This is a genomic window from Desulfotomaculum sp. (assembly GCA_003513005.1).
Classification (GTDB): Bacteria; Bacillota; Desulfotomaculia; order Desulfotomaculales; family Nap2-2B; genus 46-80.
The window spans coordinates 1-24,263 of record DOTD01000077.1 but is presented as its reverse complement, the minus strand read 5'-3'; the positions used below and the strand labels follow the sequence as shown (position 1 = coordinate 24,263).

Sequence of the window (24,263 nt, the reverse complement as noted above, 5' to 3'; positions counted from 1 at the left end):
TCCGCGTAATAAAGCAGCGAAGGCCGCCCCGCATAATTTTTAAGCAGATCCTCCAATTCCTCTTTAAAGTCAGGAAGGTCCTTAAAGTGGTTGTATGCTTCTTCCAGCTCGATTACCGCGTTCATCAGAGTCTCGGGAATATACTGCCCCCCGTGGATTCCAAACCGTCCTCTTGACATATCCAATTCTCCCTTTTTGTCCTGGCTTACTCCCAGTCCTTCCACACATCAGGCTGATAGCCAACCGTGGCCTGCCTGCCGTTCCGGACAATCGGAGTTTTAAAAAGCCTGGGGTTTTCCAAAAGTATTCTCTCCCTCATACCGGCGCTGCTGATAAATTGAAGATTGAGCTTCTTATATTCGGCTGTTTCCTGGTTGAATAAATTATTCAGGCCGACCGCAGCCTTCACACTGGCGAACTCGCCCTTGCTCAATCCGTATTTATAAAGGTCAATCCATTGAAATTTAATATTTCTCTCTTTAAAATACCTCTCCGCCTTCTTTGTGTCAAAACATTTTACCGCGCCAAATATTTGAATGTTCATCAGCGTTCTCCTTCAGGAATGATCTGCTTGACCCTTCCCACCAGACCCCCAACAAGTCTGACTTTTATACCATGGGGATGAACGGCCGACCTGGTGAGAATAGTTTCAACTACCCCCTCGGTTGTTTTTCCGGTTCGCTGATCCTGTTTTTGTACAATCAAAACGCGTATTCCCGGTTTAATATTCACACGTTCTTTCCCGTCCATAAGACTCTCCTTGAAGCAGCTCTGGGGCTGCTTTTCTTAGTCCATACATCTATAAGCAAATGGTTGTCCCTCATACACTTGCTATGACTGATTTCTGTAAAGAAACGGGAATAACTTTCCGTCCCTTCTTCACGCAGACCGATTGGGAGAACTCATCTTACTTAACATGATAACCGACACCGCGGGCTAATTGATAGTTAATGTATTGATTAAGGCTGACTTTCTCTTCTTTGGCTTTTGCGACAAGGATGCGGTGGAGGGATTTGGGCATACGTATATTAAATTTACCGGAGTATTCTTCCGCCCTGGCTGGTTCAAGAATTGGATTTCCATTTTGCAGAGCAAGATCAATCCAACCTTTTTTTGCGTCTTGTATCATTTCGTATGCCTCTTCCAGGGTTTGCCCCTGACTGACGCAGCCGGGAAGTTCCGGAATTTCAATGGCATAGCCGCCTTCTTCGGCGGGGTAAAGGACTATCTTGTAAGGCAGCCCAAGATAATATTCAAGGTTTTTTTTAGTCATCTTCGCCCATCCCTTTAAGGAGTTTTATTGCAGCCACAACATAAGTGGTTAATATATACGGTTGACGGTAGGGGACAGATATCATTAAAGGGCCTTTAGTGTAGTAATAATGGCTTGAGCCGCTTCCTGGCTGCCTTCTTTCAAAACCCGCCCTAGTCAGAATCCTATCCAGTTCGTCAAACCTGACCTGTTTGGGGTTGTTTTTAATTTTTTGAAGGAGTTTTTCGAGCTTACTCATCGTTCGTACCTTTTTATAATAGTACCGTATATAGTGGCATATGTCAATGGGTTCTAGCTAGGGAAACGAAAAAAAGGCAGTTTTTCAAGAAAAGCGCCTCTTCGGTACCCTGTGAATCGGTTACAAGTTGTTAGCTTATTCTCACCAGTAGCCCAAAATCACCAAATGCAGAATTATAATTTACTATGATGCAGAATGTTCTACTTTATATATATTTTTGTCACTTGTTAATTCCCGCAAAGTAAATCCGTTATTCAAAGGCGTTATATGTAAGTATTCAGTGAACGGTCGAGTATTTACTAAACCAGCATTTTATAGTGTAGTGATGATTCCGGCCATATTGTTTTTTTTGCGCACGAATCTTATTTCATAATCGATCTCGTAAGATACTTCCGCGAAGCCGGAGAGCGACCGGAGTTTACCGCAGTGGGGGCAATACATTTCGTCATCCGGGATCTCATGAATCACTGTGATTTCGTGAAGGTCGGGGATTTTGCGTCCGTGACCCTGATGGCCGAACTTGGCGCCCCGCTTCCCGCCTTGAGCCGGGACATAATCACCGGTGCTTTCGGGAACCTCTGTTTGTTGAACTGCTTGAGGTTTCAGTTGCTTTTCAGTCCCATTAATTAAATTTTTAAGTCAAACAACAAACAGGAAAAGGCAGGAAGCAGCGAGGTTATGGGGTTAAAGCGGGTTCACTGAATACTTACTAATAACTCGAGTTTGATGCTCTTCGTTACCGGCGCAGCGCACATCCTTCGGAGATATCGAATATACACGCGGGGTACTGCCGGTAGAAAAACTGGCCGGGTATATGCAGGCGCATTACGCAAGGTCTTAAGTTAGACTATCTCAATTTTTTGGAGTCATTCTTTAAATAACCCCATTTATCAGCCTTTTTGAAAAAATTCATCCTGGGTGATCTACCCACTTACCGCCCCCTTTAAAATAATCAGGGCATCTGCAGCACAGGCGCCTTTCCCTTCCTCAAACACTATCAGGGGGTTGATATCCAGTTCCGCTATCTGCGGGAAATCCATTGCCAGTTGGGATAATTTAAGGATAATATCCACAACTGCCCTTTTATCCACCGGCGGCCTGCCGCGCACCCCGTCAAGAACACGGTGCGCTTTTATTTCCCGCAACATTTCCCAGGCGTCATTTTCACCAACAGGCGCCACGCGAAGGGAAACATCACCCAGTTGCTCAACAAAAATCCCCCCCAGTCCGAACATTACCGTAGAACCGAAGACAGGATCATTACCAATTCCCACCATAACTTCTGTGCCTTCTTTCAGCATTTCCTGCACCAGAACACCCGCTATATTCGCCCCGGGTTGATACTGCCCGGCGCTGGCCAGTATTTCTTCAAAGGACTCCTCCACCTGCCCGGCAGAGGTAAGATTCAGCTTGATTCCCCCTGCTTCTGTTTTATGCAAGATATCCGGCGAATCAATTTTCAAGGCAACCGGGTAGCCGATCTGTCCGGCTGCCTCCAAAGCTTCTCCTGCGGAGCCGGCGCGCCTCTCCCTGGTAACCGGTATGCCGTAGGCGGCCAGGATTCCCTTGGCCTGCGCCTCGGAAAGCCTGGCGCCGGGGGAATGGCCGGCCAGGATTCCCTCAACCCTTTCCCTGGCCGGGGAACCGGCCGGCCCGGATGTCTCTTGCTTTCCGGAATTGATCTTAAAGGTGTAATCAACAACCTTGCTTATTGCCTTTACAGCAAAATCTATTCCCGCTACGACCGGAATACCGTGCCTTTTGAGGTATGCCATATGTTCCAAAGCAGCCCCCGTCATACTTGCCATAATAATGGCGATTACCGGCTTGGAAGTAGCTTCTTTTATTTGCACCATTTGATCCCATACATGGCTTTCCATGGTATTGGCCGCCCAGTAGGAAAAAATAAGCATGTCTACTCCCGGATCTTCCGCCACCACTTCCGCACATGCTTTTAGAATCTTACGCGAAACCATATCCATGCCGGTAAAGTCGATAGGATTGGTTACAGAAGCAAAGGAGGGCAACAACCCGGATATTTTCCGGCAGGTATCCTCAGCAAGGACGGCTACCTCCAGCCCCGCTTCAGCGAACTTATCTGCCATAACTACCCCATGCCCGCCGGAAGAAGCAAAGATCACTGCTCTTTTCCCCCGCGGAATCATCTTTGTTTCCAGTAAAGTAAGGATGGCAATTAATTCTTCGATGCTCTCCGGGCGAATGATACCTTTCTGCCGGAAAAACGAAGAATAAACCATATCGGAACCAGTCAGGGCACCGGTGTGCGAAAGGGCAGCCTTGGCAGAGGCTTTGTAACGGCCTGTTTTAAAAATAACCACCGGTTTTTTTGCCTCTCTTGCCATATCAGCAGCCAAAGCAAGTTTTCGGCCGTCCCGGATCCCTTCCATGTAACCCGCGATAATGCTGGTCTGCGGATCATCCGCTGAAAAGGCCAGAAAATCGGAAAAATCCGATTCTGCCTCGTTGCCAGTGCTGACAAAATAAGAAAAACCAAGACCCTGAGCGGCTGCTGTAACCGTCACGCTAAGTCCGAAACCACCGCTTTGAGTTAAAAAACAAATGTTTTGGGGCGACTGGGGAGGATTGACCGGAAAAATACTGGCAAAAGAGAAAACAGCCCTCATGTTATTCCTGTAATTTGCAATACCCATGCAGTTAGGCCCGCAGATTTTTATTTTATGCCTGCCGGCCAATTCCTTCAGTTCCTCCTGAAGCTTAATTCCTTCCTCGCCTACCTCAGCAAATCCCGAGGAAAAAATTATCGCCCCCTTGATACCTTTGGCAGCGCATTCTTGAAATATTTTCATGACCAGGGGGGCAGTAACAGCAATCACAACCAGATCAACCTGTTCCGGTATATCCAATACTGACGGATAACAACGTAACCCCTTTATTTCTTTTTCCCGGGGGTTCACCGGAAATATATTTCCCCGAAAGCCGCCTTCTAAAAGGTAGGTCAGAACAATTTCTCCCGGTTTGGTCAGTTTTTCGGACGCTCCAATTACTGCAATTGAAGAAGGATAAAAAAGAGGAGCCATACTTTTAGCCCTGTCCCTCAACTCATTTAACCCGTTCAATTCTTGTCTCCTTCCCTTTCCGCAAAACTTACAGAATTACCTCGCCTGCTTTAAAAACCGGCCCTTCAACGCATACCCGGCTGTAGCGAAATTCTTCGTCATCACTGTTTTTCGTTCTACACACACAGGAATAGCAGGCGCCGATTCCACAGGCCATGCGTTCCTCAACGGATAGTTCCCCTTCCACATCATATTTTTTATAGGAATTTCTTTTTGCCTTTTATTTGCCTTTTATAGGAATTTCCTTTTGCCGACATCTTAATTATCAGGCAGGCAGATGATAAAATCAAGGGTATTTTCTATAATTTACAGTGATTAATCCGGATCAAAAAAATAAAATTAAGCTCGAATCAAAACAATTCAGCTTAATAATCCTTCTGAGTCGAAGCATTAACAAATCTCAGACATAACAAAACAAACCCGGCAATCAACTATCAGTCCGGGAACAGATTTTATGAATTGAAAGTAAAGAAACTCAATATTCACAAGGTTCCAGTTGAGAGTATTCATCCTCATACGGACTTTAAGCAAATGTCTCCTCGGAATACTCATTGCCGGATACATGGTTTATAGCCTCCCACCATTAGTAGGTAGAAGGCGCCCCTCACGAGATGTCAGCCCCCGTTGTCACCGGACGTGCAGTTTTCCCGCATCCGGCGGCCCCAATGCTATCCCTTAGCAGGGAGACTCAAAGAGCCTGAGTTGACGGAACCTGGGAATCGCCTTTATCATGCGAATAAGTCCCTTCTGGTCTAATTCCTCCGACGAGTAGATTTTCCACCTACCCCGATCACGCCACCGACGTCGCACGTAGGCCCGGGTTCGGTTCCGCACCCATTTGTCCAGAGTGCGGAATAAGCCCATATTGTTTCCATGGCGGTGGTAGTTGGCCCATCCCCTGATAATCGGATTGACCACCTGGATAACTCGCTCCACCGGGACATTTCCCTGGTTGCGACGAGTTGCCACCCGGACTTTCGCATAGAGCGCCTTAAGCGACTTCTTTCCCACCCCTACATGGCGTTTTCCGAAGTGGAACCCCAGGAAGTCGAAGTCTTCCTGAAAACTGGCGCCGATCGTTTTCTCCGGGGAGAGCCGTAGCTTTAAGCGGTCCAGTAGTTCCCGCGCTACTTCTAAGGCAGATTGCGCCTCTTCGCGGGTTCGGCAAAGGATCAGCAGGTGAGTAACCCTGGTGAATTTCACCCCAAGGCCCTCTCAGAACCGGACTTGAACCTCTCAGCTCATCCGGCTCCCATTATCCAGCCGCAGGCCGAATCCCCATTTGCCAGTGTACGAACAATTTCGGTTCACGTCTGGCAATCTTGCCGAGCCAGTATTCCGTACGGCGCTGATGTCCGGCGAGTCTCTTAAACTTTCTCCTCGCCCAGCGCACTAAAGCCCGGTTCATATGCCTTAGCACAGAGTACAGTTCCGATTTGTAAAAGCGCCCTTAATAGTAAACCCAGCCTCTGATTACCGGATTAAACATCCGGGGCAGGTCTTCAGGAGTTTTATCTGTCTTCAAATGCATGCGCCAATCGTGAATTGTCTGTCGCATGGCCTTTTTCGCTTTGTTGCTGACAGCCGGTGCTTTGTTTCTTGGAACCGGGCTTTAAGGATGTACACCCGCCGCACCGGTTTGCTCCGGTAGGTGTTGGCATATAATGCTCCGTGAAGCTGGCGCAAATGCGCCGCTTCATTGGCCTGCCAACTCTTGACAGTTACTTTGTCCACCCCCGGCGCCCCTTGGTTGGCGATAACCTTGGCGCTGGCCTTTTCCAGATTGGCCATGCGGTACACCTTGTCAATTACGCTATGCAGTGGTTTTACCATCTTCAAACCCTTCTTTGTCCGGCTTTCGGGTTTCGACAGGCCGGTACCTGAAAAACAGGTTCTGGTCGTTTTCCTGATGAAGTTTGACCTAGTCCGGCGGCTGCCCCGGCAAAGCGCTCATTAGTGTCGTCCTTCCTTGGAATATTCCAAGTACTATGACGGCGCTGACCCCTCTAAGCCGCTTGCGGTGTCCCTCGCACCTGCTCCCTTTTAGGAGAGCAGCGGGAGGTTCATTCGGTTACCCTATTTCGTTCTTCTTAAACCTCCCGCGCCTAAACACCTATGCACACCTCCCCAGGGATTCCTTGACGATCGCCCCGGCTTGACCGTTTCCGGTCAGGTTGCAACTTCTATGGCAGTCTCGCCCAGTGTACACGCCACCTCGGCCTAATCGGATACCGGCTGTCGCTTAAAGTATCCGAATACGGGTCTGTTCCTCGGCCTCAGGCCCTTTTCTGACCGCCTCACAACGCATCAGATGACCTGACTCTGGTCCGGATTGTTCGAGGGCTCGACTCTCCGGCGAGCATCCAGAGTGTCCTCGAATCTTGGCCTCGTTCCGGCGTAAGGTACGAAACGGGAGGACAACGCCTCCACTTAACGAATTAGGGCTGCGAATCGCCCCATAGTGACTTATTCACAAAGTAAAGCCTGACCCCGTGATTACATAGCCATTGCAACGCTGTGGCGGAACATATGTACATGCAGCCCTTCCGGAAAAGCAGTATCGGCTTTATGGGCGAGTTTTCCATATTTCTTAAGGAAATAATCGACTGTACCAACTTTCATCTGTGTTTTCTGCGCATCATGTAAGGTATGCGGAATCCGAGGCGCCTTTCTTGAACGTCTCGGGGGCTCGTTCCAGGAACTCCTGCTTCCAGCGGCTGAGCATAACAGGGCTGGATACTGTACTTGGCGGCGATCTCATTGAGTGTGGCTTCTTACATACTTCAAGGACTACCTTGGTTTTGTACTCTACTGAATAATGATTTCGCTTGTTCATGCTCCCATTGTAATTTACTATTTCCGTTTCTGGTTTCTGGGGAGCATTATAAATAACCAACTGTCCAATTGGACACCAAAATATTTTTCTACCTTTAAAACATTTAAAACATTGTCGAATCATGTAACAATATTTAGATCGAAAATTATAGTAATATAGTAACATATGTACTATTATATAATATTGAAGGTGAATAATAATAATTATTATTATTATGGCAGTAAGTGCATTTCATTTTTGGCCATAACTTTTTTACTCGTGGTGGTAAACTTTTTAATGATCACAGTGGTAAACTTTTCAGTTGACAAAAACAACAGTGGTGAACTAGGCGCAGAGTGGGGTTATCTTGAATGGAACAGCAATTCCGATGGTGAAATCAATGCTACAATCGCCAGCAGTGACGATGGCGTTACTTTTGGCTCCGGTATAGCTGTTGCCAACGGTGATAAATTCGATCTCACAGGACAATTTCTAAAGATTACGATCAATCTAACACGCGGTGACGATGGTTCAACCCCCGTTCTATATGACCTCACCGTAAAGCCGGCAAATAATCCTCCGGATTGTTCCAATGCAACTCCAAGCATAGGTGTATTATGGCCTGCCGATAATAAGTTTGTCAATGTAGATATTCTCGGGGTAGTCGATCCTGATGCTGATGATGAGGTTAAAATTGCTATAACCAGCGTGACAAGCGATGAGGCAACAGGCACTATTAAAGGAGCAGGTGGGAAGGTCCATACTCCTGATGCAATAATTGTCGACGGAGATACCGTACAACTTCGTGCGGAAAGATCAGGCACTAGTGACGGCAGAGTCTATGTCATTAACTTTACTGCAACTGATCTGTCCGGCGCCCAATGTAGTGGTTCTATATCTGTATGTGTGCCGCATGATCAATCTAGTAAAGCTGTTGACAGCGGGCAGGAGTATGACGCAACGGTACCAAACTAATAAACTAAAAGCCTTCTGTTCTTATTAAAATATTTTACAGTGTAAATATTTTACAGTGTAAATAGTGTCCCCCGCCTTAAAGGGCGGGGGATTTCTACTCGATTAGTATTATGTTTATGCGGATTCTTCTTTTCTCTTCTTCTTTCTTTCCGTTGTCACCAGGAGCGGTTTATCCCGCTTGGCGATGGTTTCCTTGGTGATGATGCACTTGGAGACGTCCTCGCGCGAGGGTATCTCGTACATCACTTCCAGCATGATCTCTTCGAGGATGGCCCTCAAGCCGCGGGCTCCGGTGTTTCTCTTCTTGGCTTCCAGGGAAATTGCCTTGAGTGTTTCCTGCTGGAATTCCAGCGTGACTCCGTCTAACTCAAACAGCTTCTCGTACTGTTTAATCAGCGCGTTCTTCGGTTCGGTCAGGATGCGGATCAGCGCTTCCTCGTCCAGTGCGTCTACGGTGACGATTATGGGCAGACGGCCGACAAACTCGGGAATCAGGCCATACTTTAAAAGGTCCTCAGGCATGATTTTCTTGAGTATGTCGCCGATATTCCGCTCCATCTTCGGCTGGAGTTCGGCGCCGAAGCCCATGGACTTTTTGCCGATCCTGTTCTGGATGATCTTTTCTATACCGTCAAAAGCTCCTCCACAAATGAAGAGGATGTTCGTAGTATCCATCTGAATGAATTCCTGGTGCGGGTGCTTGCGGCCTCCCTGAGGCGGCACGCTGGCAATAGTTCCTTCCAGGATCTTCAGCAACGCCTGCTGGACGCCTTCGCCCGACACATCCCTGGTGATTGACGGGTTTTCCGACTTGCGGGCGATTTTATCAATCTCATCTATGTAAATAATTCCCTTCTCGGCTTTCTCGATATCGTAATCAGCAGCCTGGATCAGTTTCAGTAGGATGTTTTCCACATCCTCGCCGACATAACCGGCCTCGGTAAGGGAAGTTGCGTCCGCAATTGCAAAAGGTACGTTAAGCAGCTTGGCGAGTGTCTGCGCCAGCAGGGTCTTGCCGCATCCTGTCGGTCCCAAAATTACGATATTGCTTTTCTGCAGTTCAACATCGTCAACCTTGCCGCCCAGGTTAATCCGCTTGTAATGGTTATAGACGGCGACAGACAGAGACTTTTTGGCGTCTTCCTGCCCGATTACGTACTGGTCCAGGAATTCTTTAATTTCCTTGGGCTTTGGAATATCCCCGATTTCCAGACTGATATCTTCGTTTAGTTCCTCTTCGATTATTTCATTGCAAAGTTCGATACACTCGTCGCAGATATATACGCTTGGCCCGGCTACCAGTTTTTTTACCTGGTCCTGCAATTTACCACAAAAGGAACACTTCAACTGCCCTTTTTCGTTAAACATACCTTTCACCTCTTGTTCTGTTTCTTAACTTCTCAACTTTGCTTAACGTCTTACAAAGACCTCGTCTATGATTCCGTATTCCTTTGCTTCTTTGGCCGACATAAAGAAATCACGCTCGGTATCCTGGGCGACCTTTTCTTTGGGCTGCCCGGTGTGTTTGGCAAGAATCTCGTTTAATATTTCCCTCATCCGTAGTATCTCACGCGCGTGTATGTCAATATCCGTGGCCTGACCCTGCGCTCCGCCGGAAGGCTGGTGGAGCATAATCCTGGCGAAGGGGAGGGCGAACCGTTTCCCTTTGGCCCCGGAAGCCAGCAAAAATGAACCCAGGCTGGCGGCCTGGCCGAGGCAGATGGTCGACACGTCAGGCTTTACATATTGCATTGTATCATAAATTGCCATCCCAGCGGTAACTATTCCGCCTGGAGAGTTTATGTAAAGGTGGATATCTTTCTCAGGGTCCTCGGCCTCAAGAAAAAGCATCTGGGCGATGACGAGGTTGGCGACATAGTCGTCAATCGGCCCGCCTAAAAAGATAATTCTGTCTTTCAGCAGACGGGAATATATGTCATAGGCTCTTTCTCCCCGGTTAGTCTGCTCTACAACCATCGGTACAAGTACGGACATCAGGATACCTCCTTAAGATAATCTATTCCTCTTTTAGTTCTTTGTTTCTTTTTTGGACAATTGCACACCTTTTTTATTCTTGTTCCGGTTTGCTTTCCTGCTCCACTTCTTCTTCGGCAGGTTCGGCTATCTTAGCCTGGCTGGTGATAAAGTCGATTGCCTTGTTGATCCTGATTTGCTCAACCAGCTTGCCGCGTCCCCTTTCTTCTACGGTTTTTTTGATCATTTCCGTGCTCTGTCCTATCTCACGGCCGATTTTTTCGATCTCGGCATCTATCTCATCCTCGCTGGGCTCAAGCTTTTCCGCTTTTGCTATCGCTTCCAGAGCCAATGTCCTTTTCACGCTTTTTTCCGCCTCCGGCTTGAACTGCTTTCTTATCTCTTCAACTGTTGAGCCGGTGTAGGACAGGTAGTCCTGCATGGAAACACCCTGTGTCCAAAGGTTTCTTTCAATATCTTCAGCTATCTCGTCAATGCGGCCTTCGAGCATTTCTTCAGGTATTTCCATCTGGGAGTTATCCACTGCCTTGCTGATCAAGGTTTGTTTAAAAACTGTATCTGACCTGGTTTTGCTTGCCTGTTCCAGTTTATTCCTGATATTTACTTTTAATTCTTCCAGAGTTTCAAATTCGCTGACGTCCTTGGCAAAATCGTCATCGATGGGGGCAAGTTCCTTGCGTTTGATTTCCTTGACTGTAATCGTAAAAACAGCGTCTTTGCCGGCCAGGTCCTCTTTGCGGTAGTCTTCAGGGAAAGCTGCCTCGATATCTTTGGTCTCTTCCCGCTTCATACCAATCATGCCTTCTTCCATGCCCGCTATGAAAACATGGCTGCCTATCTCCAGGTTATAGTCTTTCCCTTCCCCGCCTTCGAAGGGGATACCGTCTATCTTCCCAAGAAAATCAATGGTCAGAAGGTCTCCGTTCTCCACTTCCCCTTCTTCAACTAAAACCAGCCGGGCGTGCATCTGCTGCAGGCGGGTCAGTTCACTATCGATATCGTCATCATTAATGCCGGTCTCCGGCTTGGGCGCTTCCAGCCCTATATATTGACCCAAAGCTACTTCGGGTTTAACAGTTACCTTTGCTTTAAAAACAACCGGCTTACCTTCCTCAACCTGAACCAGTTCAAGCTGGGGCTGGGCAACAGGTTCTATGCCGGTGTCGCCCACCGCCATGAAATAAGCTTCGGGAATCACTGTTTCGACGGCTTCATCAACCAGCGCCTGTGTGCCTATATGCCTTTCAAAAATAAAGCGGGGAGTTTTTCCTCTCCGGAAACCGGGTACATTTACTTTCTTGACCAGTTTTTGATAAGCCTGGTCCAATGCCTCTGAAAATCTCTCCGTTTCTACCTCGATTTCCAGCAGAACAGTGTTTTTTTCTATCCTCTCCGCGGTTGCTTTCATCTACGATCCCCCTTGTTATATATATGCCCGTTGTTTTGATCCCAATATACACCTGACAGCTATTCTTAAGTATTTTACATTCTTTGGCTTTATAATCCAGAATTATATTCTACATTAATTAACGCAATCCTTCAACAAAAAACCCCTTCGGATTAAAAAAACCGCAAAAAACAATTTGCCGGCCCCTTGAAAAAATATTTTTTATAAGGTCGCCGGCAAGTATTTTTCTAAATCAAGGCAAAACCGTCTATAATTGTGCTTTCATTTTCAGCTTGTTATAGTCCGCTGTTACCCTTTCCTGGATCTGCGAGATTAAATCAGGAGTCAGGTGGCGGAACCTCCCCTGTGGCTTCAGGTAGTCGATGACGGGTTTTAATTCAGGCACGTCATGCGTTATCCGGTACTTGCCGTCTTCCACTTCGTACAGGGGGAAGACCCCGCTTTCCACGGCCAGCCGTCCGATCCAAATGGCCTTGTCAGGAGGTATTCTCCAGCCCGTCGGGCAGACGGAGAGAATATGCACATAAGCCGGACCCTTTTTCTGAGCCGCTTTTTCAACCTTGCGAAGAAGGTCAAACGGGTAGCTGGCGCAGGCTGTGGCCACATAAGGTATATTATGGGCAACCGCTATTTCCGGCATGTTTTTCTTCCAGGTCATCTGTCCCGCCTTTACTTTTCCGGCAGGCGAGGTTGTGGTGGAAGCGCCGAAGGGAGTTGCCGAAGACCTTTGAATGCCTGTATTCATATAAGCTTCGTTGTCATAACACACATATAAAAAGTCATGTCCTCTTTCAAAAGCCCCGGACAGGGATTGAAGGCCTATGTCACTGGTTGCTCCGTCGCCGCCCATTCCGAGAAATACAGTACCCTTATCAACGAGCTTGCCTTTTCTGGCTAAAGCTTTAACTCCTGATTCGGCGCCTGAAAGTACTGCGGCTGCATTTTCAAAAGCCACGTGGATCCAGGGGACCCTCCAGTTGGTAAACGGCAGGGGCGTGGAGATTATTTCCATACACCCGGTGGCGCTGGCTACGATCACGTTGTTGCCCAGAGCCTTGGCAACCATCCTGACGGATAAAGCCTCGGCGCAGCCCTGACAGGCCCGGTGACCGGGAACGAAGTATTCTTTTTTGGTTACCAATCGGGATGAATATACATTAAGCGATTCCATTGTCCTTCTCCTTGATCTAAAGTTCTCCTATGGTTAACGGCAATCGAGGCATATTTCGAAATGTTCCTTGGGAAGTTTTGTAATCTTGCTGAAATATTCAAGCTGTTTGACCGGCGCAAAATAACGCCCGCATTTTTTGCATTTCTTAAGTTCAAACTTGGTTTTCCAGATCTCCCTGACACCGTTTTCTTCTTTTAAAGGAATGACCTTGACAGGGCAGATGTATGAGCATGATCCGCAGGCAATGCAGTCCACGGGAGATTCTCCGAAAGGAGTGGATACCTGTCTGGTCACACCCCGGCCTTTGAATCCGATGGCCGAAACACCGACCACTTCCCGGCAGGTCCGTACGCACTGACCGCAGAGGATGCATCCTTTGTTCCGCTTTTTAAAACGGGTATCCTGCACGCCAAGCCCGTCAGCAATCTTTCTTAAAACGGGCGCATCCGGGTTGCGTGCAAGGAGCAGTTCAATAACGAACCGGCGAACGTTGTTTACCCTGGGGGTTTCAGTCCGCACTTCCAAACCGTCGGCTACTTCGTATATACAGGAGGCTACCAGTTTGGGTTTTTCCCTGCTGCCTATTTCCACCATGCAGAGACGGCAGGCTCCGTATGGGGTGAGCTCCTCGTTGCTGCACAGGCTGGGAATGTATATATTGGCATCCCGGGCGGCGTCAAGTATGGTACTCCCCGCAGGGGCGGTAATTTCCCTTTCATTTATTGTTACAGTTACCATGTCTGCCATTATTGTTCCTCCTTAAGACACCTCAACCGCGTTGAATTTACAGGTTTCCAAACAGGCGCCGCATTTAATGCACTTTTCAGGATCAATTGTATGCGGCTTTTTCTTCTCACCTGTTATAGCATTTGTTCCACAAGCCTTCAGGCAGGCTCCGCAGCCGGTGCAGGTCTCCTGATTGATTGAATAGCTGATCAGATCCTTGCAGCTTCCGGCGGGGCATTTTTTGCCTCTGATATGCGCCTCGTACTCATCCCTGAAATAGCGGATAGTGGATAGAACAGGGTTGGGAGCCGAACCTCCCAGGGCGCATAAAGAACCGTCAATTATGGCCTGACCCATTTGTTCAAGAGTCTGGATGTCCTCTTCCTGACCTAAGCCCTGGGTAATCCTATCCAGAATCTCGCGCATCTGCAGGATTCCTTCTCTGCAGGGCGTGCATTTGCCGCAGGACTCTTCCTCAAGGAACGTCAGGAAATACCTGGCCACGTCGACCATGCATGTCTGGTCGTCCATGATAATCATCCCGCCCGAGCCCATCATGGAACCAAGTTTCACCAGTTCGTCAAAATCAACCGGCTTATCCATGAATTCTTCCGGGAGGCATCCGCCCGACGGCCCTCCGGTCTGAACGGCCTTAAATTTTCTTCCCTTGGCAATTCCTCCGCCGATATCGAAAATGATTTCTCTCAATGGAATTCCCATGGGTACTTCTACAAGGCCGGTATAATTAATCTTACCAACCAGGGAAAAGATTTTTGTTCCCTTGCTGTTTTCAGTTCCTATGCTGCTGTACCACTCAGCCCCCCTGTTGATAATCAGGGGAACGTTGGCCCACGTTTCAACGTTATTAAGGTTTGTCGGCTTATCAAAAAGCCCTTTGTCGGTAGCGTGAACGTACTTGGCCCGCGGTTCTCCGGCGCGCCCTTCGATAGAAGCAAAGAGGGCTGAAGACTCACCGCAGACAAACGCTCCGCCGCCGCGGCTGATGATCAGGTCGAAGGAAAAGCCCGAGCCCAGAATATTTTTTCCCAAAAGGCCGAACTCCCTTGCCTTTTCAATAGCTATCGTGATTCTTTTTACAGCAAGCGGATATTCATCTCGTATATATATGTAACCTAAATTTGATCCTATGGCGAAAGCGCCGATAAGCATACCTTCCAGCACCGAGTGGGGGTTTCCCTCCAGTACCGACTCATCCATAAAGGCGCCGGGGTCTCCTTCGTCGGCGTTGCAGATAACGTATTTCGGTTCCCCAACAGCCTTGCGTGTGGATTCCCATTTCCTGCCTGTGGGGAATCCGCCGCCGCCCCGGCCGCGCAGTCCTGAGATCTTGATTTCCTCAATGATCTGTTCAGGGGTCATCTCAAAGAGAACCTTGGACAGAGCCGAGTACCCGCCGATAGAAAGATAATCTTCGATGCTGCAGGGATCTATTACCGGGTTATTTCCGATAATATTCTTTTCCTGCTTCTTGAAGAAGGGTATTTCAGACTGTTTGGCAATCTTCTTGCCGGTTACGGGGTCCGTGTAAAGAAGCCGGTCAATGACCTCATTCTTGACGAGCGTTTTGGCAACGATGTCTGGAATGTCCTTGGCGCTTACCTTTAAATAACAGGTTTCCTCCGGGTGAATGACCAGCAGCGGACCTCCCTCGCAAAATCCGTGACATCCTGTTTCCTTTATATCGACTTTGTTTTCCATACCCCGCTGGTTAAGTTCTGCTTTAAGAGCTTCCACAAGCTTGGCGGATCCAAGAGCGAGGCAGCCCGTGCTTGAACAGATGCTCACGCATGGCTTTAAGGGGTCTTTGCCGGCCGATATTTTATTGCGTAGTTTTTCAAGTTCTTTCGGGTTTCTAATTTTCATCAGCGGCCACCTTTTTCTTAGTCCTTTCCTTTTTACCTAGTTCTTTTAAAATTTTGTTTACTTTCATTATCGTCAGCTGCCCGTGGTATTCCCCGTCAACGACCATGATTGGTCCAAGTGCGCAGGCGCCCAGGCAGTTTACTGTCTTAAATGTATACTCCAGGTCAGGTGTAGTCTCGCCCGGATTTATCCCCAGCGTCCGGACCAGGTGATCCCTGATCTGGGGCGCCCGCCTAACATGACAGGCAGTTCCCATGCACAGGCTGAGCTGGTGACGGCCCCTGGGAGACAGGCTGAAAGACTTGTAAAAAGTTGCTACGTTATAAATATGGCTGATCGGGACGTCGATAATTTGACTCAGTAAGTTGAGAGCTTCCCGTGGGAGATATTCATATTCCCTCTGTATATCCTGAAGTATAGGAACCAGAAAACTCCGGTTTGATCCGTACTTCTTGACGATCTCCTTTAACTTTTTCTTCATGGCGCTTCCTCCAACCTTTGCTATGCCTATTTTATTCTCTGACTCCGTACAGGACGTAATCTTCTTCCTTCGCTTTATCCCCGGTCATTTTTATGCTCTTCTCGTACATATCAATGTAATTATCGGGTGTCACGTCACGCCCGGCCAGGCCGCAGATGAAGTTGGTAACCGAGGGCCTGTTTTCTTCATCATAAAGGACTGAACGTATTTCGGCCGCCACGGGCCCGCCCTGACCTCCGAAGGAAACGGCACGGTCAATGACAATGATTCTCTTGACATTGCGGACGGCCTCTCTGAATTCCTCAACAGGGAAAGGCCTCCATAATCTGAGCTTTATCTGGCCTACGGGTTTACCCTGGGCCCTGAGCTTTTCCACCGCGACTGAGACTGTTTCCCCTACACTGCCCATGGTCAGGAATACAGTTTCGGCGCCTTCGATATTATTTGTTTCAACAGGGGAATAGCGCCTTCCGATAACCTCCCCCATTTCCTTCCAGGCTTTGATGATTTCCGGCTTGGACTTGATCAATGCCTCATCCTGGGCCTTTTTAGCCTCGGTATAAATGCCCGGCATGCCAAAAGCGCCCATCGTAACCGGCGCATCGGGATTGAGCGTGCTGACGGGTTTGAAATCAGGAAGGTATTTGTTAACCGACTCCTGGTCCCAGTACTCGATTGGCTCGATAACGTGGGTAAGGATAAACCCGTCCAGGTTGATTATCACCGGGAGGGAAACTTTCTGATCCTCGGCCACTCGGAAAGCAAAGAAGACATGATCGAAAACTTCCTGGCCGTTTTCCACAAATACTTGAACCCAGCCGCTGTCTCTGATTGACATAACGTCGGTGTGGTCGTTCCAGATGCTCAAAGGTCCTGAAAGTGACCGGTTGGCCAGGATCAACACGATCGGAAGCCTCATCGAAGCGGCTATAAATATAATCTCGTTCATCAGGGCAAGCCCCTGTGAACTGGTACATGTAAAAGTACGGGCTCCTACAGCGGCAGATCCTATACAGACACTCAATGCCGAGTGTTCCGACTCCACCGGAATAAATTCGGCGTCCAGTTCCCCGTTGGCCACAAGTTCGGACAGATGTTCCACGATATGGGTCTGTGGCGTAATCGGGTAAGCGGCAATCAGATCCACATTTGCCATTTTTACTGCGTCAGCAGCCGCTAAGGAAACTTCTATACCAACTTTTTTATTCATTACTCCTCTTCCTCTACCATAGTTATACAGCCGGTTATACATTCCTGGGTGCAGATTCCGCACCCCTTGCAGTAATATAAATCGGCTTCAAAGTAACCTTCACTTGTCTTCCTGATTGCTGCATCGGGGCAATAAATATAACATACACCGCAGCGGATGCATTTGGTCTTATCCCAGACAGGCTGTAAAGACCGCCAGTCGCCGGTGCGGTACTGGCTGGCGTTTCCCGCATTCGAAATAACGCAGCCCGTCTCTAAATCTTTCCATTTCAGGTCTTCCTCTGATCTTATCATTGCCTCTCCCTCCTCAGTTAAGTATTGTAGTTTCCTCGTAAGCCCTCCGGAAAGCCCTGATGTTTTTGTCGGCGATCCGGCCGAATCTCTTTTCCAAAGGGCCGATGAGTGAATCGGGATGCACTACCTGCCGTGCGTTAAGAAGAGAGCCAAGCATCGTAGTGTTGGTGATCGGGAGCCCCATTTCCTCAAGGGCAATTTTGGTGGCATTTATAGTAGCCAGGGCCTGTTTGATGCCCAATTTTTCCCTGATCTCCCCGGACGTGTATTTTGTGTTGGTAATTAATACGCCGTTTTCTTTTAAGCCGGCGGCCACGTTAATCAGGCGGAGCAGGGAAGGATCCAACACTACTACCAGATCAGGGGAATAAATGTTAGTCCTCAACCGGATAGGGTGATCATCCACCCGGCAGAAAGCGACTACCGGAGCCCCGCGCCTTTCTGGTCCAAAACTGGGAAAGGCCTGGGCATATTTCCCTTCGCTGATAGCAGCAAGAGCCAGCAGTTCCGCCGAGGTTACAGCCCCCTGTCCGCCTCTTCCATGAAAACGAATTTCAATCATCTTTTTCTCCCCTGATACAAATTTCGATATTTTCTCTAGCTAACAGATAAACGATCATGATTATAGAATATCTTAAATTGCCTGTCAAGGGCACTTTAAAATATTCTTTTTAAGAAAAGAATTAAAATTTTAGGAATATTTCTCATTCTAGCTAACTCTTAATATCGTTCTCTGGTCACTTCCATTATCGCACTTGGAAGGTTGCCGCCGTTATGATACAATTAACTATCGGAGATGGTATTTTATGCAGGATGATCAGTATGAAGCGCCACTTTATACATCCCTGCTGAAGCATCTGAAAAAAGGTTATGCTCACCTGCATCTGCCGGCGCACAGGCAGGGGCAGGCCCTTTCAGCTTTATGGAAGGATCTGGAACAAGACTTATTTAAAATTGACCTGACTGAACTGCCGGGGCTTGATAACCTTACCAGCCCCAGCGGGTCTATAGCCAGGTCGCAATCCCTGGCTGCCGGACTTTACGGAGCGAAGCGCACGTTCTTTCTGGTCAATGGAACTTCGGTCGGCCTGCAGGCACTGCTTATGGCCCTCTGCCGTCCGGGAGAAAAGATTATTATACCCCGTGACAGCCATCGGTCTGTTTTAGCGGGGCTTGTTTTAAGCGGGGCTGATCCAGTTTATCTCGTCTCTTCCGTGGCGGAGGAATTTGGGATACCGGAAGGGCCGGGTGAAGCGCAGGTTGCCGAAGCGCTCGACGGCTGCAGAGAAGCGAAAGGCGTGTTGACAACCTATCCCAATTATTACGGGATTGCGGCAGATCTAAAGAAACTGGCCGGGCTTGTCCATAGAGCCGGCAAACCGCTGGTGGCTGACGAAGCCCATGCCGCCCACTTTCCTTTCCACCCGTCCCTGCCGGAAGGCGGATTGTCATGCGGGGCTGACGCTTCCGTGATGAGTATGCATAAAATGGGCGGCTCTTTGACGCAGTCATCTTTATTGCACCTGCAGGGAGAGTTTTTCGATCCCGGGGATGTGGCTGCCGCACTTGCCTGCCTGCAGACAAGCAGCCCTTCTTATCTGCTGCTTGTGTCTTTGGATCTGGCCAGGCATATGCTTGCCGAAAAAGGCCGCGAATTGCTGGACGGCTCTGTTCAAAAAGCAGGGCAGCTCAGAGAGACAGCAGGCCAAATTCCGGGTCTGAAAGTGCTTGACGGTCGTCATTTAAGAAAGGGTTATTCGCTTGATCCCACCAGGATAACCATTTCCGGGGCCGATCTCGGATTGAGCGGTTTCCAGCTCTCTGCGAAGCTCTTTAAGAAATATGGCGTAAACGTGGAAATGGCGGATTTCACTAATATTGTTGTGGTTATCGGCGCCGGCGCAACCGAAGAGGACTGCGGCAGGCTGGTTGACGGCCTGAGGGAGATATCCCGGGAAAAGCTGCCTGCTGTACGGCCGCTGCCCGCGCCGCTTAGGTTGCCCGCTTTGCCGCCGCGTCAATTAACCCCCCGGCAGGCGTGGTTTTCCGGGAAGAGGAAGGTTTTCCTGGAACACTGCGCAGGGCTTGTCTGCGGGGAGTGGGTTGCGGTATACCCGCCGGGAATACCGGTAATTTATCCGGGCGAGGAGTTTACGCCTGAAATAGTTGAGTATCTCAAATGGGTTAAAGCTTCCGGGGCGCCCGTGGCCGGACCCGCGGACCCGGAGTTGAGGACAGTTAGGGTGATCGAATAGACATGAAGGAAAATAAAAGGGGGCTTTTTTTCGTCTTTGAGGGAATTGACGGGGCGGGCAAGAGTACCCAGGCTGAGCTGCTGGCCGGCGCCTTGTTGCGCAGCGGCAGGGAGGTCGAGACATACAGGGATCCGGGAGGGACGCCCCTGGGAGAAAACGTAAGGGAAATGCTCCTGGATAAATCAGCCTGCCCCGATTTGTCTTTCGCAGCGGAGGCATTGCTTTACGCCGCCGCACGGGCCCAGCTGGCTGCCGGCAGAATCGGGCCGGCCATGGCAATGGGCAGAACAGTAATTAGCGATCGGTTCGGAGATTCCACAATAGCCTACCAGGGTTATGGACGGGGGCTGGATGTCGGGCTTTTAACCAGGGTGAATGACCTGGCGACGGGCGGTCTGACTCCGGACCTTACTTTTTTGCTGGATCTTTCCCCTGAGCTTTCCAAGAAACGGATTGCCGGCGAGGCGGACCGTTTGGAACAGGAAGAGACACCATTTTTCCGGCGCGTGCGCGAAGGGTATCTGTTCCTGGCCGGACAAAGACCGGGCGCTTACCATGTTCTTGACGCCATGCTGAGCAAAGAGGAGATCCACCGCAGGGTTATTGAAGCGGTCGAGGTGTTTACCGGTGAAGTTCTTCAGTGAAATACACGGGCAGGATAATGCAATAAATCTTTTGCGCAGGTCTTTTAACAGGCAGATGATTTCCCACGCCTATCTTTTCTGCGGCCCTTCAGGTGTGGGAAAAAGAACATGCGCCGAGGCTTTTGCCCGGGCGCTGCTCTGTCGACAGCCTTTACAAGGTGATGCCTGCGGCGAGTGCCGTTCATGCCGCCAGGTTGAAGGAGGGAACCACCCCGATTTTATAATAGTTGAACCTGAAGGAGGTTCAATAAAAATAGAGCAGGCAAGAGAAATCCAAAGAAGGATGACCCTGGCCCCGTTTCAGGGCGGCAGGCAGATTTGCCTGATCGACCGTGCGGAAAGTATGACCGACGAAGCGGCGAACTGCTTTTTAAAAACCCTTGAGGAACCGCCGGCAGGTGTGGTTTTTATACTGACTTGCGTTCAGCCATACGCCCTTTTGACGACTGTTCTTTCCCGGTGCCAGCAGGTTATGTTCCAATTGCTTCCCGTCTCCCAGGTAGCCCTGATTCTGGCATGCTTGCCCGGCGTTAAGCAGGAAGAGGCGGATTTAACCGCCCTTTTATCAGGCGGCAGTGTGGGACAGGCTTTTGAACTGCTTGGGGGGGGCAATCTCACCGAACGCAGAAAACAACTGGCGCAGATAATTAATGCATTAGACAGCGCCGGGCTTGGAGAAGCCTGCCGGCTTGCCGGAAGCCTCCTGTCCGGCAACAAGGAACAAAGCATCAGGGAACAAACACTCACCTGGATAGAAGGGCTGATGCTCTGGTATCGAGATCTTTTAATATGGAAAGAATCAGAAAATGAGAAGTTAATTATCAACCGGGATTTTTTGCAGGTCATCAAGGAACAAGCTTCCAGGCGGGAAGCCGCTTTATTAATTGACCGCCTGGGAAAAATTGAGGAAGCCAGAAACAGGTTGTCCAAGAACGCGAATCCCAGGCTGGTTTTGGATGTTCTGTTTCTAAACTTGTGCAGGCCGGCGGGAGGGAAGCAAGGGGACGGTTTTTCTGCTTCCCACAAGTAGAATCAAATGGAGTGATACAAAAAATGACATACAGTGTTGTCGGTGTAAGGTTTAAACGGGCGGGTAAAGTATATTATTTCGATCCTGCCGAAATTGAAATTGCTGTGAACGATGATGTTATTGTCGAGACATCCCGGGGAATGGAATACGGGCAGGTTGTAACCGGGCCTGTTGAGATAAATGATGAGGAAGTAGTTTCCCCACTGAAAAAAGTTATCAGGAAGGCAACCGTCCAGGACACTCAAAAACTTGCGGCGGTCCAGGAGAAGGTCAAACAGGCGTTCAGCATCTGCGAGCAAAAAATTGCTGTTCACAGTTTGCCGATGAAGCTTGTCGATGTTGAGAAAACATTTGACGAAAGCAAGCTGATCTTTTATTTTACCGCCGAGGGAAGGATAGACTTCCGTGAACTTGTCAAGGACCTTGCCGCGGTGTTCCGGACAAGGATTGAATTGCGGCAGATCGGAGTGAGGGATGAGGCCAAGATGATGGGCGGCCTGGGCTGCTGCGGGCGCGAGCTCTGCTGCGCCACTTGGCTGGCTGATTTTGCCTCCGTCTCCATCAGAATGGCCAAGGAGCAGAATATATCCCTGAACCCGACCAAGATTTCGGGTATCTGCGGCAGGTTGATGTGCTGCCTGAAGTTTGAAAACGATCTTTATGAACAGAGTAGGCAGGAATTTCCTCCCTTGAACAGTCTGGTTACAACATCCGAAGGGGAAGGAAAGGTGACCGGTATCAACATACTGAAAAAGACGATAGCTGTAGAGCTCAAGGAAAGCAAAATGATCCGTGAATATGCTGTTGGGGATATCAGCGTAGAAAAAACGGGGAGTGAACAAAATGAACCCGATGAGCATCCTGTTCAGACAACTGGAGACGAGGATTAAAGAAACCGAGAGTGATCTCCAGCAGTTAAAAAAGCTGGCCGGTTATCTCGAAGAAGAGAACAGCGCCCTGAGGGAAAAACTGGCAATGTTTGCCGGTTACAGACCGAAGGGCGAGCCCCAGGAACAGGCCTTGGGAGGAGCGTTCGTAAATCTGAAAAAAATCTACGACGAGGGTTTTCACATCTGCAACGTTCATTTCGGACGGCTTCGCCAGGAAGACTGCCTTTTTTGTACGGCATTTTTGGAGCGGGGTAAATAATGGAACCGAAAGGTGATCCCGCGGCTGAAAAAAAAAGCGGCGGCGCAAACGGTACGCTTTATCTTTGCGCCACGCCGATCGGCAATCTTGAAGATATAACCTTGAGAGCGCTCAGGCTGTTGAAGGAAGCCGATCTGATTGCCGCCGAGGATACCAGGCACACACGCAAGCTCCTTGCCCACTATGGCATACATACGCCCGTTACCAGCTTTCACGGCCACAGCGGGCCGAAAAAGTGTGAGTACTTGCTGGGCCTGCTGCTCTCAGGAAAGCATTTAATTCTGGTATCGGACGCCGGCATGCCGGGAATATCCGATCCGGGCGAAGTCCTCGTGGATGCCGCCATAAAAAGCGGAGTAAGGGTCGTTCCCGTCCCGGGTCCCAACGCTGCTCTTGCCGCCCTTGTTGTATCAGGATTGAGCGCTTCCAATTTTTGCTTTGAAGGTTTTTTGCCCGCCAACAAGCGTACCCGTAAGAAAAGAATTACTTCCCTAATTAAAGAAGAGCGCACAATAATACTTTACGAGGCGCCCCACAGGCTGTTGAAGACTTTGGATGAGCTGCTGGAACAACTTGGGGACAAGCGTTTAGCCGTTGCCCGTGAACTGACCAAGCATTACGAAGAGGTCTGGAGGGGAAGCTTATCGTCCGCGCTGGACTATTTCCGGCGGAACAGCCCATTGGGGGAATTCACCATAGTTTTGGAAGGAAATAAAAACGAAGTCCGTGAGGAAGTTAAAACGGATCTTTCAACTATTGCCTCCCAGGTAAACGGTTTGCAGGCCGGAGGTATGCCGCGGCCGGCGGCCATCCGGGAGGTCGCCAAAAGGAACAATATGGCCAGAAACGAGGTTTATGCAGCTTCATTGGTGAGAAAAAAGGATGAAGAGCAGTAAAAATAGAGCGGAAGGGCAAGTCATGCTTCCCTTCCGCTTTAGGGTAATAGTTGATTGACTATATTGCTTTGGTGTTTTCAAACATAGTCATGGCGCACTCACGACAGACCAGTTTACCGCGGTAATACTGCGTGTCCGAAGCGTCTCCGCAGAACACACAGGCCGGCTGGTATTTCTTGAGCACAATCCTTTCCTCATCAACGTAAATTTCGAGGGCGTCTTTTTCTTCTATGCCCAGGGTCCTTCTAAGTTCTATAGGAATAACAACCCTGCCTAGCTCGTCCACCCTTCTAACAATGCCCGTTGATTTCACTGCTTTCCCCCCCTGTGACTAATTTAGACAAATCCAAACAATTTTTTACAAGTAAATGGTACCAGGCATACCATTAAAAGTCAATATGTATTTTAGAAAAATTTAGGGGAATATTTCCCGGATAGTTACTATTCACAGTCCTATTTAATTTCCATTCATGAAATAGAATGTTCTTTATCAAATAAATAACATCACCTATTCAATAGAGAAAAGGATAAAAGCGCGGCAAACGCAACATCAAAAGAAATAAATGCCGCGCTTTTTTTGATTAAAATTTTTAAAAAAACAGAACTCCAACCATCCGATGTCGAATATTGCATTATGAAAATCGCGGTGGAAGGAAATTCGTATGGAATATCGGACAAGGCCTGAAATAACAGAAGATAAGGTTGAACAGATCAGGGGCATC

The 24,263-nt window shown here is 48.9% G+C and carries 27 protein-coding genes and 2 pseudogenes; 7 read left to right on the top strand and 22 right to left on the bottom strand.

The annotated features are described in order from the left end of the window. The 11 genes and pseudogenes from DEH07_10045 to DEH07_09995 form a co-directional block, all read right to left on the bottom strand. The coding region (locus DEH07_10045; GenBank protein ID HBY04838.1) for a tryptophan synthase subunit beta at positions 1-179 on the bottom strand (179 nt) is incomplete at its 3' end. A 26-nt stretch (positions 180-205) separates the two neighbouring features. Beyond that, positions 206-544, bottom strand: a complete 339-nt coding sequence (locus tag DEH07_10040) for an ArsC family transcriptional regulator (protein HBY04837.1) — start codon at positions 542-544, stop codon at positions 206-208. Next, complete coding sequence (locus tag DEH07_10035) at positions 544-750, bottom strand: YwbE family protein (protein ID HBY04836.1); 207 nt, start codon at positions 748-750, stop codon at positions 544-546. Before DEH07_10035 ends, DEH07_10040 begins: the two co-directional genes overlap by 1 nt. Before the next feature lie 157 nt (positions 751-907). Next, the gene (locus DEH07_10030; protein HBY04835.1) at positions 908-1,273 is read right to left on the bottom strand and encodes a toxin-antitoxin system HicB family antitoxin; all 366 of its coding nucleotides are present in this window, start codon (positions 1,271-1,273) and stop codon (positions 908-910) included. Then, positions 1,266-1,511, bottom strand: a complete 246-nt coding sequence (locus DEH07_10025) for a toxin HicA (GenBank protein ID HBY04834.1) — start codon at positions 1,509-1,511, stop codon at positions 1,266-1,268. Before DEH07_10025 ends, DEH07_10030 begins: the two co-directional genes overlap by 8 nt. A 923-nt stretch (positions 1,512-2,434) precedes the next feature. Beyond that, complete coding sequence (locus DEH07_10020; protein HBY04833.1) at positions 2,435-4,570, bottom strand: CoA-binding protein; 2,136 nt, start codon at positions 4,568-4,570, stop codon at positions 2,435-2,437. Between the two features lie 67 nt (positions 4,571-4,637). After that, positions 4,638-4,766: a hypothetical protein gene (locus tag DEH07_10015; protein HBY04832.1), complete on the bottom strand. Its 129-nt coding sequence runs from the start codon at positions 4,764-4,766 to the stop codon at positions 4,638-4,640. Positions 4,767-5,284: 518 nt separating this feature from the next. Then, on the bottom strand, positions 5,285-5,812 hold the full coding sequence (locus DEH07_10010) for a hypothetical protein (GenBank protein HBY04831.1): 528 nt from the start codon (positions 5,810-5,812) through the stop codon (positions 5,285-5,287). 52 nt (positions 5,813-5,864) lie between these two features. Further along, positions 5,865-6,197: pseudogene (locus DEH07_10005) on the bottom strand (group II intron reverse transcriptase/maturase). After that, positions 6,131-6,442 carry a hypothetical protein gene (locus tag DEH07_10000; protein ID HBY04830.1) on the bottom strand — a complete coding sequence of 104 codons (312 nt, stop codon included), beginning with the start codon at positions 6,440-6,442 and terminating at the stop codon, positions 6,131-6,133. Before DEH07_10000 ends, DEH07_10005 begins: the two are co-directional and overlap by 67 nt. Positions 6,443-7,108: 666 nt before the next feature. Next, positions 7,109-7,261: pseudogene (locus DEH07_09995) on the bottom strand (integrase). Between the two features lie 460 nt (positions 7,262-7,721). Here DEH07_09995 and DEH07_09990 point away from each other — a divergent pair. Then, positions 7,722-8,399: a hypothetical protein gene (locus DEH07_09990; protein HBY04829.1), complete on the top strand. Its 678-nt coding sequence runs from the start codon at positions 7,722-7,724 to the stop codon at positions 8,397-8,399. Positions 8,400-8,513: 114 nt separating this feature from the next. On the opposite strand, the gene DEH07_09985 is transcribed toward DEH07_09990, so the two are convergent. The 10 genes from DEH07_09985 to DEH07_09940 form a co-directional block, all read right to left on the bottom strand. Beyond that, entirely contained in the window at positions 8,514-9,767 is a 1,254-nt protein-coding gene (locus DEH07_09985) for an ATP-dependent Clp protease ATP-binding subunit ClpX (protein HBY04828.1), read from the bottom strand. Positions 9,768-9,809: 42 nt separating this feature from the next. After that, positions 9,810-10,394 (bottom strand): ATP-dependent Clp endopeptidase proteolytic subunit ClpP, encoded by a 585-nt coding sequence (gene clpP, locus DEH07_09980; GenBank protein HBY04827.1) that lies wholly within the window; start codon positions 10,392-10,394, stop codon positions 9,810-9,812. Positions 10,395-10,467: 73 nt separating this feature from the next. Beyond that, positions 10,468-11,802 (bottom strand): trigger factor, encoded by a 1,335-nt coding sequence (locus DEH07_09975; protein HBY04826.1) that lies wholly within the window; start codon positions 11,800-11,802, stop codon positions 10,468-10,470. Positions 11,803-12,049: 247 nt separating this feature from the next. Continuing rightward, positions 12,050-12,973 (bottom strand): pyruvate synthase subunit beta, encoded by a 924-nt coding sequence (locus DEH07_09970; protein HBY04825.1) that lies wholly within the window; start codon positions 12,971-12,973, stop codon positions 12,050-12,052. A gap of 33 nt (positions 12,974-13,006) precedes the next feature. Beyond that, the gene (locus DEH07_09965; protein ID HBY04824.1) at positions 13,007-13,711 is read right to left on the bottom strand and encodes a (2Fe-2S)-binding protein; all 705 of its coding nucleotides are present in this window, start codon (positions 13,709-13,711) and stop codon (positions 13,007-13,009) included. A 21-nt stretch (positions 13,712-13,732) separates the two neighbouring features. Beyond that, a complete protein-coding gene (locus DEH07_09960; protein ID HBY04823.1) occupies positions 13,733-15,583 on the bottom strand; it encodes an NADH-quinone oxidoreductase subunit F in 1,851 nt (616 codons plus the stop codon). Next, positions 15,573-16,064 (bottom strand): NAD(P)H-dependent oxidoreductase subunit E, encoded by a 492-nt coding sequence (locus tag DEH07_09955; protein HBY04822.1) that lies wholly within the window; start codon positions 16,062-16,064, stop codon positions 15,573-15,575. The genes DEH07_09960 and DEH07_09955 overlap by 11 nt, the downstream gene beginning before the upstream one ends. 31 nt (positions 16,065-16,095) lie before the next feature. Continuing rightward, a complete protein-coding gene (gene porA / locus DEH07_09950; GenBank protein HBY04821.1) occupies positions 16,096-17,274 on the bottom strand; it encodes a pyruvate ferredoxin oxidoreductase in 1,179 nt (392 codons plus the stop codon). Next, positions 17,274-17,567 (bottom strand): pyruvate synthase subunit PorD, encoded by a 294-nt coding sequence (porD, locus tag DEH07_09945; protein ID HBY04820.1) that lies wholly within the window; start codon positions 17,565-17,567, stop codon positions 17,274-17,276. Before porD ends, porA begins: the two co-directional genes overlap by 1 nt. 13 nt (positions 17,568-17,580) lie before the next feature. Beyond that, positions 17,581-18,129, bottom strand: coding sequence for a pyruvate synthase (locus DEH07_09940; protein HBY04819.1), 549 nt, complete (start codon positions 18,127-18,129; stop codon positions 17,581-17,583). Positions 18,130-18,373: 244 nt separating this feature from the next. Between DEH07_09940 and DEH07_09935 the strand changes: the two genes are divergently transcribed. Genes DEH07_09935 through rsmI form a run of 6 tightly spaced genes read left to right on the top strand, consistent with a single transcriptional unit; the run spans position 18,374 to position 23,541 of the window. Continuing rightward, on the top strand, positions 18,374-19,822 hold the full coding sequence (locus DEH07_09935) for a decarboxylase (GenBank protein HBY04818.1): 1,449 nt from the start codon (positions 18,374-18,376) through the stop codon (positions 19,820-19,822). Between the two features lie 2 nt (positions 19,823-19,824). After that, on the top strand, positions 19,825-20,466 hold the full coding sequence (gene tmk / locus DEH07_09930; protein ID HBY04817.1) for a dTMP kinase: 642 nt from the start codon (positions 19,825-19,827) through the stop codon (positions 20,464-20,466). Beyond that, on the top strand, positions 20,426-21,496 hold the full coding sequence (gene holB / locus DEH07_09925; protein ID HBY04816.1) for a DNA polymerase III subunit delta': 1,071 nt from the start codon (positions 20,426-20,428) through the stop codon (positions 21,494-21,496). The genes tmk and holB overlap by 41 nt, the downstream gene beginning before the upstream one ends. A gap of 23 nt (positions 21,497-21,519) precedes the next feature. Further along, a complete protein-coding gene (locus DEH07_09920) occupies positions 21,520-22,386 on the top strand; it encodes a stage 0 sporulation protein (GenBank protein ID HBY04815.1) in 867 nt (288 codons plus the stop codon). Next, positions 22,340-22,645 carry a DNA replication initiation control protein YabA gene (locus DEH07_09915; protein HBY04814.1) on the top strand — a complete coding sequence of 102 codons (306 nt, stop codon included), beginning with the start codon at positions 22,340-22,342 and terminating at the stop codon, positions 22,643-22,645. Before DEH07_09920 ends, DEH07_09915 begins: the two co-directional genes overlap by 47 nt. Further along, complete coding sequence (rsmI, locus tag DEH07_09910) at positions 22,645-23,541, top strand: 16S rRNA (cytidine(1402)-2'-O)-methyltransferase (GenBank protein HBY04813.1); 897 nt, start codon at positions 22,645-22,647, stop codon at positions 23,539-23,541. Before DEH07_09915 ends, rsmI begins: the two co-directional genes overlap by 1 nt. Before the next feature lie 58 nt (positions 23,542-23,599). On the opposite strand, the gene DEH07_09905 is transcribed toward rsmI, so the two are convergent. Beyond that, positions 23,600-23,854, bottom strand: coding sequence for an AbrB family transcriptional regulator (locus DEH07_09905; GenBank protein HBY04812.1), 255 nt, complete (start codon positions 23,852-23,854; stop codon positions 23,600-23,602). Positions 23,855-24,263 lie beyond the last annotated feature (409 nt).